The organism is Fictibacillus phosphorivorans, assembly GCF_023715845.1.
Classification (GTDB): Bacteria; Bacillota; Bacilli; order Bacillales; family Fictibacillaceae; genus Fictibacillus; species Fictibacillus phosphorivorans_D.
Genome location: NZ_JAMBOR010000006.1, coordinates 132,140 through 144,021, shown reverse-complemented (window position 1 = coordinate 144,021; position 11,882 = coordinate 132,140). Strand labels below are relative to the sequence as shown.

General features: G+C 40.3%; 6 protein-coding genes and 1 pseudogene. 4 read left to right on the top strand and 3 right to left on the bottom strand.

The genetic code is table 11. From position 1 onward, the window contains the following. The first annotated feature begins 609 nt into the window (after positions 1-609). The 4 genes from bla (at position 610) to mngB (ending at position 7,458) form a co-directional block, all read left to right on the top strand. The gene (bla, locus tag M3206_RS07225) at positions 610-1,545 is read left to right on the top strand and encodes a class A beta-lactamase (RefSeq protein WP_251311843.1); all 936 of its coding nucleotides are present in this window, start codon (positions 610-612) and stop codon (positions 1,543-1,545) included. Between the two features lie 490 nt (positions 1,546-2,035). Next, positions 2,036-2,770, top strand: coding sequence for a MurR/RpiR family transcriptional regulator (locus tag M3206_RS07220; RefSeq protein ID WP_251311842.1), 735 nt, complete (start codon positions 2,036-2,038; stop codon positions 2,768-2,770). A gap of 137 nt (positions 2,771-2,907) precedes the next feature. Then, positions 2,908-4,842, top strand: coding sequence for a PTS 2-O-a-mannosyl-D-glycerate transporter subunit IIABC (mngA, locus tag M3206_RS07215; protein ID WP_251311841.1), 1,935 nt, complete (start codon positions 2,908-2,910; stop codon positions 4,840-4,842). Positions 4,843-4,857: 15 nt separating this feature from the next. Next, positions 4,858-7,458: a mannosylglycerate hydrolase gene (mngB, locus tag M3206_RS07210; protein ID WP_251311840.1), complete on the top strand. Its 2,601-nt coding sequence runs from the start codon at positions 4,858-4,860 to the stop codon at positions 7,456-7,458. Between the two features lie 90 nt (positions 7,459-7,548). Here the strand turns inward: mngB and M3206_RS07205 are convergent, their stop codons facing one another. The 3 genes and pseudogenes from M3206_RS07205 to M3206_RS07195 form a co-directional block, all read right to left on the bottom strand. After that, the gene (locus M3206_RS07205; protein ID WP_251311839.1) at positions 7,549-7,743 is read right to left on the bottom strand and encodes a YfhD family protein; all 195 of its coding nucleotides are present in this window, start codon (positions 7,741-7,743) and stop codon (positions 7,549-7,551) included. Positions 7,744-7,813: 70 nt separating this feature from the next. Then, complete coding sequence (locus M3206_RS07200; RefSeq protein WP_251311838.1) at positions 7,814-9,985, bottom strand: FUSC family protein; 2,172 nt, start codon at positions 9,983-9,985, stop codon at positions 7,814-7,816. A 463-nt stretch (positions 9,986-10,448) separates the two neighbouring features. After that, a pseudogene (locus tag M3206_RS07195) lies at positions 10,449-11,803 on the bottom strand (IS1182 family transposase). Between the last annotated feature and the right edge of the window lie 79 nt (positions 11,804-11,882).

Sequence of the window (11,882 nt, the reverse complement as noted above, 5' to 3'; positions counted from 1 at the left end):
AGACGAAAACACTCTACGCTTGGCTATTCAACGCCGAATAAAGTGGAACGGGCGCATCGTTTATTAAGCATGTCAAAAATCTCATAAAGCGCCCATAATAAAAAGCCTCTGTGAAGAGGCTCATTGATGTTCATATGAAAATCCCTTAAGAATGGGACTCAATTGAATATTTCTCACAAAATTTATCTCCACTTTATTGACAGAAGTCCAATTTTTTCATCATTAACAAAGAAATATATTACCACTCTTAGCTGTTTTAAGCTATTAAGTAAAACTTTGAAGTGCAGTATGTGAGGGAAGAGGCAAATTTGAAGGGAAAACGTCGTTTAATAATGAAGGAAAAGCCGAGTTTGAGCGAAAGGAAGGTCTTTCTGAGCGTAGATGAGCCATTTGCGCGTACGGAGTCAATTCTGAGCGTAATTCATTGATTTTGAGCGAAAACAGGGAATCTTGAGCGAACGTGTAATAAGTAAAAACACTTACTAAAAAAGCCGAACATTCAAAATATTTAGTTTTTTATTATAAAAGTATGATTAACATTTCATACCCATAGATATGTATATTTGATAAGATAGCGTTAAAATTTTAATAGAAAGAGGTTGAGTTTTAATGAAAACATTGAGCAACATTTTTAGTTCATATATTTTTCGAAAAATTGTGCCTATATTATTTCTTTCATGTGTAACGTTTATATGTTTATTAAACAATAACGTTGATGCTAAATTAACGAAACCCCTAATACAAGAAACTGCAAATCATAATCATGCTTTTGCCAAGCTTGAAGAAAAATTTGATGCTAAACTCGGAGTCTTTGCGTTAGATACTGGTACAAACCAAACGGTAAACTATCATCCAGATGAGCGTTTTGCTTTTACATCCACTCATAAGGCTCTAGCTGTAGGAACACTTTTACAACAGAGATCAATGGAAGACTTAAATAAAACAATTACCTATTCACGTGAGGATCTTGTCACTTATAGTCCGATTACAGAAAAGCATGTTGATACGGGGATGACTCTTAAGGAGCTTTCGGATGCTTCTCTTCGATACAGTGACAATACTGCTGGAAACCTTATTCTCCAACAACTTGGGGGACCGACTGGATTTAAAAAAGCACTGGAGGGAATTGGTGATAATGTTACCAGCCCAGAACGATTTGAGCCATATTTAAATGATGTTAATCCAGGTGAAACTCATGATACCAGTACACCAAGAGCACTAGCTACTAGTCTTCGGGTTTTTACTCTGGAAGATAAACTACCAACTAAAAAACGTGAACTTTTAATTGATTGGATGAAGAGAAATACTACTGGAGATTCCTTAATTCGTGCTGGAGTGCCGAATGGGTGGGAAGTAGCTGATAAGAGTGGAGCAGGATCATATGGTACACGAAATGACATTGCGATTATTTTTCCACCAAAAGGTGATCCAATTGTTCTTGCTGTACTTTCAAGTCGTGATCAAAAAGATGCTGATTATAACGACAAGCTTATTGCTGAAGCAACAAAAGAAGCATTGAAGGTCCTCAAAGTTAAAAATAAATAGAAAATTATTTGTACTAAAAAGGAAGCCGTAAAAAGCAAAAATTAATCTTATTTTACATGCAGGATAACTTTTATCTTGCATTTTTTTGCTTTTTTGTTGTTATAAAAGTGAACTAATGTTAATTACAATTCTGGAATTTCGAAACCCTTAAGGTAAGAAGTTAAAGTTCTTCTGAAATTGGGAAGAAATTTGCATCAAAACGTTTATTACGTAACTTAAGGGCACGATCCCAAAAACTGAAATCAATGATCACCTGTTGTTTATCGTGAATTAATTTTATGAGTAGGTTACGTAATTTACATTCTGCATCTTCCCATATTCCACAACTCCATGAGGAAGTCGATCCCCCAACGACCATGGGTAGCCTATATATTTCATTTTGCCCCTTTCACCTTTTCTTTTAAAAAGAATATATCATTTCGAAAAAAACCCGTGTTTCGGATATAATAACCTTACTTATTAATCAGGTTAGAAGGTGTACCAATTAATCATGTTATTTGAAGAGCGCGTCCATCAGTATGAATACAAGCTTAATGATACGGAAGATCAAATCATCGAATACATACTCAATAACAAAGAAGAAGCAACCACTCTGTCCATTCAGAACTTAGCGTCTAAACTCTACACAGTGCCGAACACGATTACGCGATTAACGAAAAAGTTAGGCTATGAAGGATTTTCCGAGATGAAGATCAGCCTGAAGGAAGAGATTAAAACCTCGAAGGCTGCAGAAACAAAAGACCAGCTTCTCATCAATATGTACAAGACGATCGACTTGATCGATAAAAACAAATTTGCGTCCGCCACAAAGGCTATCCAAGAGGCTCGACGGGTTCTTTTCTTTGCGGTTGGGGACACAGCACCATTTTGCGAAATGATGGTAAAGAACCTGAAAGTGATAGGAAAGCATGGGGAATACCACAGCCATCGACACGATATGCTCCATGAAGTAAATCAGTTGGAAACATCCGATGTATTGTTTCTTATTTCATTGTCAGGAGAGACCAAGCAGGTATTAGATGTCGCAAAGATCGCTAAGAAAAAGGGAAGCCGTATCATTTCGCTTACACACTTTAATAAGAATACGCTTCAATCTTTAGCAGATATTAACCTATTCTGCTTTTCTCCAGCACAAAGTTATAAAGACTACAACATAACAGACAAAACACCGGTCATGTTAATGGTTCGGGCACTTTCTGAATACTATTGGAATGCCGCAAAGTAATTGATGTGTATAAATACACAAAAAGAAAGCAGAAACTAAATTATGTGTGTACAAATAAGAAGAATCCAACTTCTTATTTTTTTTTTGCTAGTATGTAACCACAAGCGGAACACGGAAAATTGAAAGGGGTTACAGAAATGTTGTTAAAAAACTTAACATCAGTATCCTTGCTTAATACGAAAAAATCGTTTCGTTCCAAAGACGAAGTTATCACATATCTCATTAAGCAATTGATGGCAGAAGGTAAGCTGCATTCAGAAGAAGAGTTTTACCAAGCAGTTATGGATAGAGAGTCACTTTCACCGACTGGGTTTGAAGGCGGTTTAGCGATTCCTCATGGAAAATCGTCAGCGGTAAAAGAAGCCGTATTCGCTGTAGCTACATTAGAAAAACCGATTGGTGATTGGGAGAGTATCGATCCTAACAACCAAGTAGAATTGGTTATTTTGTTAGCGATTCCAAAAGAGGAGGAAGGATCCACACATCTTTCTCTTTTATCAGAACTCGTGACACGATTATCAAATGAAGAGTATAAAAAGAATTTGCTGCATGCACAAACCAACCAAGAGCTCTATGATCGACTCGATCAAACGAATGAAGCCGAAGAAACACAACCTGCCGAGCCTGTCCAGCAACCGAATAAAACAGTACTCGCAATCACAGCTTGTCCAGCAGGTATTGCCCATACGTATATGGCGGCAGAGTCACTCGTTAAAGCAGGTAAAGAACTGGGCATTCGCGTTTTAGTAGAAAAACAAGGCGCAAACGGAATAGAGGACCGCTTTACAAAGGGCCAACTGCAAGAAGCAGATGCCGTGGTCTTTGCGGTAGATGTTGCGGTTAAGGACGAAGAGCGTTTTAAACATCTTCCGAAGGTCAAAACGTCAGTTGCAGACCCGCTTCGGAATGCGAAAAGCATTCTCCAAAAAGCTTTAATAAAAGCTGAAAATCAACCAAAGCATGCACCTGCTACTCAAACTGTTGAGGATGACGATCACGAAGAACAAAAATCCGTTAAGACAGAGATCAAGGATTCACTATTAACCGGTATCTCTTATATCATTCCGATCATTGTTGCAGGTGGAATGACCCTAGCGGCAGCTGTCTTCATCTCTCAAGCGTTCGGACTTCAAGAAATTTATGATACAGAAGGTTCGTGGTTATGGCTATTGAGACAGCTTGGCGGCACACTTTTAGGTCAGCTGATGATACCGATCCTAGCTGCTTACATGGCGTATTCCATTGCGGATAAACCAGCTCTAGGACCAGGTTTTGCAGCAGGGGTAGCGGCAAACTTAATCGGAAGCGGATTCTTAGGTGGAATGCTTGGCGGTCTATTAGCCGGTTACTTCTTAAAATATTTGAAACAGACAGTAAAACCAAAAGGAACATTTGCAGGCTTTGTCAGCTTCTGGTTCTATCCGGTCATTGGAACACTTGTCGTTGGTTCGATCATGTTGTTTGTAGTCGGAAAACCATTGGCATTCGTGAATGAAGGATTGATTGAATGGCTACAAGGTATGAGTGGTGCTAATGCCATCATTTTAGGAGCGGTTATCGGAGCAATGGTTTCATTCGATCTTGGAGGTCCTGTAAACAAAGCAGCATACACGTTCTGTATCGGTGCGATGGCGAGCGGAAATATCGTGCCTTACGCGGTATTTGCATCCGTTAAGATGGTTTCAGCCTTCTCCGTTACCGGCGCAACGATTATCGGAAAAAAATACTTTACAAAACAAGAACAAGAAGTCGGGAAGCAAACCTGGCTGTTAGGTTTAGCGGGAATAACAGAAGGTGCCATCCCGTTCATGATCAATGATCCGCTACGAGTGATCCCGTCATTGATTGCCGGATCAGCCGTTGCCGGTGCGATCGTTGCTTATTTTGACATCGGTCTTAACGTACCGGGTGCAGGTATTTTCTCACTTGCCTTGTTACAAGGGAACTCACTCTTATTAGCAGCTTCCGTTTGGCTTGGGGCAGCACTAATCGGCGCATTCATCTCAATGGTACTCTTAATCCTTACTCGTAAATATAAAAAGAACGATATCACAGAAAAAAAAGCAGCATAGATGGAGGAGAATAGGATGAAAAAAGTTCACATCGTTCCACATATGCATTGGGACAGAGAATGGTATTTCTCAACAGAAGAATCAAGAATTTTATTAGTTAACAACATGGAAGAAATCATGGAGATGCTAGAGAACAATCCAGATTATCCGTACTATGTCTTGGATGGACAAACTTCTATCTTAGAAGACTACTTTGCGGTCAAACCAGAAAATAAAGAACGCGTTAAGAAGCTTGTACAAGAGGGTCGGTTAATTATCGGCCCATGGTATACACAGACGGACGAGATGGTTGTTGGAGCGGAATCGATCGTTCGAAACCTTTTATATGGAATAAAAGACAGCGAAGAATATGGGGACTTTATGCGAATCGGCTATCTCCCAGATTCATTCGGACAATCCGCACAGATGCCGATGATCTATAACGGATTTGATATCAGCTATTCCATCTTCTGGCGCGGTACGTCAGAACGCCATGGTACAGACAAGACGGAATTCTACTGGCAGACAGAAGATGGTTCGAAGGTACTTGTTCAACTGTTCCCGCTAGGTTATGCGATCGGCAAGTATCTGCCAGAGGACGAAGAAGCTCTTCAAAAACGCATGGAGAAGTACTTTACGGTTTTAGACCGCGGGGCAACAACAGAGAACATCATCTTACCGAATGGTCATGATCAGATGCCTATTCAAAAGAATATCTTTGAAGTCATGGAGAAGCTGAAGAAACTTTATCCAGACCGGGAATTTTTCTTAAGTAAATATGAAGATGTGTTCGCGGAGATCGAGAAGCAGGAGGACCTTCCAACCTTAAAAGGTGAGTTCCTCGATGGGAAGTACATGCGTGTACACCGCAGTATCTACTCAACTCGCATGGATATTAAAGCGGCGAACACGAGAATCGAAAACAAGATCACGAATATCTTAGAACCATTAGCTTCACTCGCACACAGCTTAGGATTTGAATATCATCACGGTCTTATCGAACTGATCTGGAAAGAGATCATGAAGAACCATGCCCATGACAGTATCGGTTGCTGCTGTTCGGATAAGGTCCACAGAGAGATCTGCAACCGTTTCTTCCTTGCTGAAGAGAAAGTCGATCAATTGATTAACTTTTATAAGCGTAAGATCGTGGATAGCTTAGAGACGCAAAAACAAGAAGATCGCTTAACGGTTTTCAATCTATTGCCTTATGAACGAAACGAAGTAACGACCACGAATGTGATCACGAAGTTAGAATCGTTTAAACTCGTCGATAAGGATAACAATGAATTAGATTTCGAGATCCTTGATCGTGAAATCATGGATCCGGGCCTTATTGATAGACAGATCGTTCATTACGGAAACTATGATCCGTTTTATAACTATAAGATTCAATTGAAAGACACCGTTCCGGCGATGGGTTATAAAACGTATTTCGTTTCTGAAAGCGAAGAGAACGCTCCATCTACAGGATCAGAAGTGGATAAAGTAGATACAGACTTTTACAAAATCACGGTTAATCCAAACGGAACGTTAAACATCTATGATAAAAAACAAAAGCAGGCGTTTGAGAATGTTCTTCTTCTTGAAAATGAAGGAGATGACGGGGATGAATATGATTTCTCTCCACTGCCAGATAAAGATGTGATCTATAGTGACAACGTAAATGCTTCGGTTAAAATGAACCAAAACAAATATGAAGCGACCATTGAAATCGATTATAAATTGGAGGTCCCTTCTAATCTAGAGAAAAGAAAATTGAAGGAGATCGATCAATTCGTTGAGGTTCATATGACGCTTTCAGTGCCAAATCACAAACCTGTTATCCATTGTAAAATGGAGATCAACAATCAGGCTAAGGATCACCGACTACGAGCATTGATCCCGACAAACATCGCGTCCTCCTTCTCGCTTTCCGATAATCAGTTCGGCTTGATCAAGCGTCCTGTTATCGATTCTGCGATTGAAGTATGGGAGAAGGAGGATTGGGACGAGCGTCCAGATCCGATTTATCCGATGTTAAGTTATGTTGGTCTTTCAAACGAGGATTATGGTGTGAGTGTTCTTACCAACAGCACGAGAGAATATGAGATCATCGGGGAAAACTTCGATACGATCGCCATTACCTTGTTCAGAAGTGTTGGATATCTTGGAAAGGAAGAGATGCTTCGTAGACCAGGAAGACCTTCCGGGATCAAACTGCCGACTCCTGATTCACAAATGATCGGAAATCTAACCATAGATTTTGCGATCGCAACACATGGTCAGGAAGAAAACGCAGTGCGATTAGCTAAAGAGTATTTAACACCGATTCAAACGTATAACAAAATTCCACATGACGCCATGAAACTTAACGCATCTGGAATACAGACACCTCTATCTTATAGTTTATTGAAAGAGGTCAGCCCGAACGTCGTATTGAGCACGTTGAAAAAGGCTGAAAAAGAGGATAAGCTGGTGCTGCGTTTCTATAATCCAACACAAGAAGAAATACAGGCCTGTTATGATCTTCCGCATGAAACAGGAAAAGCTTCAGTGACGAACTTAAACGAAGAACCAAAAGAAGACTTAGAAGTAATAAACAATCAAGTTCAAGTGGCTGTAAAAGTAAATCAAGTTAAATCCATCATGTTCTAACGCGAAAGGCACTTTCTATAGTGCCTTTTTTGTATGCTTAAAAACAAAACAGCCAATAACCAGATGGTCAAGGCTGTTTCTTTCTATCACTTATTCTTCGTCTTCGTCTTTACGTCTTACCCCTGTTGTATCAAACCCAGGCTTCTGTTCGAATTCGTACTCAGCGTTTAATTCTTTTGCAAATTCATATTCCTCACTGTTTGAATCTGCGATCTGATTCTTCGGTACTTGAGGCATTGAAGTAAGGTTCTTATCCTTGTTTCCTTTATGACGTTGGTGTCTCATTAAATGTCAACTCCTCAAAAAATTTAATACCCTATTAGATTGTGGAGTTGAGCTCCTTTTTATGAGACCATTATTTTTCAACCGCACCTAACTCTTTTCCTAGTTCGATCAACGAACGATTGATCCGCCATACGTAAAAAAGGTGATGGATTAAGTCACGCTGCGTTTGTTTTCTACTCGGTGCGAGGCGTTCGATCTGTTCACGTTCTATCTCAAGACTGTACATCAGGATTTTTTCCTTATCCGTACCACGCTTAAGCAGCTCCTTCAAAGCGTCAAGATTCTGTCCAAGCTTTTCTTCGGTATTTTTAAATACGTCGATCAGTTCCTCTGGATAATCGAATCCTTTTCGATAGGAAGAAGCAACGAGGTGTTTCGCGTAATAGTTAATGGCGGACAGTATGGTGAACCACCGGCTCATTTCCGTATGTGCAGGAGAGCCAGGCCGTTGCAATAATGTGTGAGCCTCATCTCTTATGGCCTGGAGTTTTTGATCCAGTAGGAACCCTTTTTCAGAAAGTTCTTTAACGTTAACATCCTCCCGAAAACTTTTCACATATTCCGTAACATAAGGTTTAAGCTCTTCAAAAAAGTCCTGAATCGTTTCGGCCACTTTTTGTTTCGTTTTCTTCGGAAAAACAACGGTGGACACAACGAGTGCGATGGAAGCCCCTGCGATAGTATCAAGAACACGGGAGCCGATGAGCTCAAACGTAATTCCGCCTAGCAAGATATCGTACATAAACGCGATCAACATCGTGATGAATAAACTCATCATCATATAAGATACGGTGAGAAGATAAAAAGCCAAAAAGATAACAGCAAAGAGCAGAATGACTTCAATAACAGGATGGCCAGACAAAAGTTTGGCCATCAAAAAACCGATTACAGCTCCGATAATCGTCCCAAGGGAACGCTGATAACCTTTTGTGTAGATACGGCCGATCGATTCTGTTCCGAGCAGGACGATGAACGCTGTGAGCAGCACCCAATAAGGCTGGGTGGGAGAGAAGATCCCTCCAACTAGGATGGATAAAACACCAGCGACTAGCGCTTGGAATGCTTTACGTGTAGATGGCTTTAAACCTGTTTCTTCTTTTGACGTTTCTTTTTCTAAGACTTCTTCCGTTTCTTCTAGTCCCAAGGTGTCAGCTTTTTTTCCTTGCAGTGACTGCTGAATCGTTGTCGCGCCTTCGATCACATGGTTCGCGATCGATTCAATACGTCTTATTAAAAAGACCCATCCTTTTGGATCATGGTCACGATTCAAAAGGTCGAGGATCATCAGACGAAGCTTTTGCACCGCTCGTTCAGCATCTTCTAACTGCTGTTCTTCGACATTCGGCGCCAGCACCTTCGAAGCCCGCAACGTTTGCGTAACCTCGATAAGAAGAGGTCTGATTTCTTTTAGTTCTTGAGCATCTGTATTTTTTAAACTCTGGATGGAATCAGATAACGTCTCAGCGAGCATTCCCGTGTCAAAGACATATAACCTCAGCTGTGAAGTGGTAAGGCCAGGCCACATCTCCTGAACATCTTCTACTTTTATGTATCCCGACACGATCACGGCGTACTCTTTTAGTTTATGTACGTTCTTCTGGATCTCTTTTTTTCGTTTGAGGCTTACTTCCGGGTCCTTCATAGCATCCAGCAAAAGATTAAAGGTCAGGTTGCTCTGAAAATGAAACGACTCAAGACTGTTTCTTAAACTTTTTGCTGTGCTTTGAAAAAGAAAAAAGTTCACCAAAAAAGCAGAGAGGATACCAATCGTAATACCGCCAAAAAACCATGGAAGCTGGTTGCTGTGCAGTTTCAAAACAGACGATATATAAACGGTCATAAACATGATCATCGATAAAGAGAAAAAGCGCACACCAAATCGAGTGAGATAAAAACTGCAGAAGATGATGATGATCATCATCACATCGATGTAAACCGCATTACCTGATAAAGAGCCGATCGTGATCCCAAGCATTGCAGAAGGGGCCATCAATAGCGTCGTGACCTTCATCTTTTCCTTCGTGTCATCCATGACTGCCATGATTCCGAGCATTCCGGCCATACCGGCAACAATGGCAGGGGTGATCACGGAGTTACCAGCTGCACGCAGAATCAATAACGTTGTGAAAACAGAGGTGATCAAACTGATGGTCGCGCGGCTTGCTTTATAAAAGCGGATCTGTCCAGGATCAGAAGCCAGCAGCCTGCCAAGCCAGTCCTGTTTTCGATGAATGCCTTTCATTAATTTTCACCCCGTTTCTCCTGATTATGAATAAGTATCATCCTATCACACGCTTATTTATTATCCCAAGTTATTGCCTTTTACACCTACAAACATGCATGTGCGCTGGACTTTCCCACACTTACAAGGAATATATTTTCAACAGTGGAATATAGAGTGGAGAGGGTTTTATGACTAAAAGATATACATATAGGAGGACTCCAGTGGTCATTATTATTTTTTCCGCATCACTATTTATTTTAATTACACTTATAGGATTCGAAGGGCAGCTTAGGAAAAGTAATAAATAAAATGAAAGAATTACAAAATGATTAGAGGAAATTAAGGAGAATCAACGATACTGAAATAAATGAAAAAAGACGTCCAACAGGACGTCTCAGACCGTAGACAAACCCCACCTCACATTTTTTTGAGATGGGGTTTGTCTTTATTTTTTTGTTTTTCAAGGTTTTTTAGACTTTTATTACACTAGACATGGCCCTCGCCATGTCCAGTTTGCCAGTTTTTTAAGATTCATGGCAGCGAAAGTAAGCATCGCGTGCGCGGAAACTTTTTTAAGCCCTCTGAGCCTCGTCCATCGCATACCATGCTTTTCTTTTGCATCAGCGAAAACCCGTTCAATGGTTTCTTTTCGCTGTGCATATATTTTTTTATTTTTTTCCGTATGCCGAAGGTGATCGGCTTCCTCTATATAATCCTGCCAGATGTGCCGGTGAATCATTTTAATGTGCTGTTTATTCTGTGTACACTTAGAGAGCAACGGACACTGTTTACACTTTAAAGGATTAGAAGCGTATTGCCGATAACCCTCGCGGGTCGTCGTTCTATATGATAACGTTTCACCTTGTGGGCATATGTACTGATCGTAATATTCATCGTAAACATACTCATACTTTTTCATGTATCCATCTTTGGTTTTCGGTCGGGTGTAAGGCATGACTGTACGGATTTCATTTTCCATTAAAAACTTGGCGATCGGTGGTGTTTTATATCCTGCATCAACGGCTAAGGCGTTCGGTTTTCCGATGTTTTCAACCAACTGATTCACTAATGGCTCAAGCATTCTACTGTCATGTACATTGGCTCCAGTAACGAGACTACCAAGAATGAAACCTCTTGAATCACTGGCAGTATGAAACGAGTAGGCAAACAATTTCTCTCGTTCATCCTTTACATAGTAACCACTTTCAGGATCAGTCGTACTGATTTTTATTTCTTTCGTTTCCGTTTTTGTTTGAGGGGTCAGTGCTTTTTTCCGTGTACCTCACGGTCGATATTGATTTCTTCTTCTAGTTGATTTTGATAGCTACGAGTCTCGACGCGTACGATCTTCTTGTTAAATTTCTTCTTATTCGCGTTGGCTTTCACATGTGTAGAATCGATGAACGCAACAGAAGGATCAACGAGACCATGGTTTGTAGCTTCTCGAAGAATACGGTAAAAGATTTGTTCAAAAAGATCACTATCATGAAAACGGCGTGCGTAGTTCTTCCCGAAGGTGGAGAAGTGTGGAATCTTTTCATTCAAGTCATAGCCTAAAAACCAACGATAAGCGATGTTCGTTTCAATCTCTTTAATGGTTTGACGCATGGATCGAATCCCGAATAAGTATTGAATCAGAACCAGCTTTATGAGAACAACAGGATCCACGCTTGGTCTGCCATTATCCAAAGAATATGTATGTTTTACCGCATCATAAATAAAGTCAAAATCCATGACTTGATCGATTTTTCGTACTAAATGATCCTGTGGAACAAGCTCGTCGAGAGCTGCTAGAGTAACTTGATGACGTCCTTCAGTAGAATGCTTAGATAACATGTATATTTCTCCCCTCAAACATTATCTACTTTAATTGTACAATAAAAAAAGCTTGTAGACATGACTTTGTCTACAAGCT

What these genes read in the sequence shown, in the direction of transcription:
- M3206_RS07200 (WP_251311838.1), bottom strand. Translation starts at nt 9,985, where the DNA reads ATGAAAGGCATTCATCGAAAACAGGACTGGCTTGGCAGGCTGCTGGCT.
- M3206_RS07220 (WP_251311842.1), top strand. Translation starts at nt 2,036, where the DNA reads ATGTTATTTGAAGAGCGCGTCCATCAGTATGAATACAAGCTTAATGAT.
- mngA (WP_251311841.1), top strand. Translation starts at nt 2,908, where the DNA reads ATGTTGTTAAAAAACTTAACATCAGTATCCTTGCTTAATACGAAAAAA.
- M3206_RS07205 (WP_251311839.1), bottom strand. Translation starts at nt 7,743, where the DNA reads ATGAGACACCAACGTCATAAAGGAAACAAGGATAAGAACCTTACTTCA.
- bla (WP_251311843.1), top strand. Translation starts at nt 610, where the DNA reads ATGAAAACATTGAGCAACATTTTTAGTTCATATATTTTTCGAAAAATT.
- mngB (WP_251311840.1), top strand. Translation starts at nt 4,858, where the DNA reads ATGAAAAAAGTTCACATCGTTCCACATATGCATTGGGACAGAGAATGG.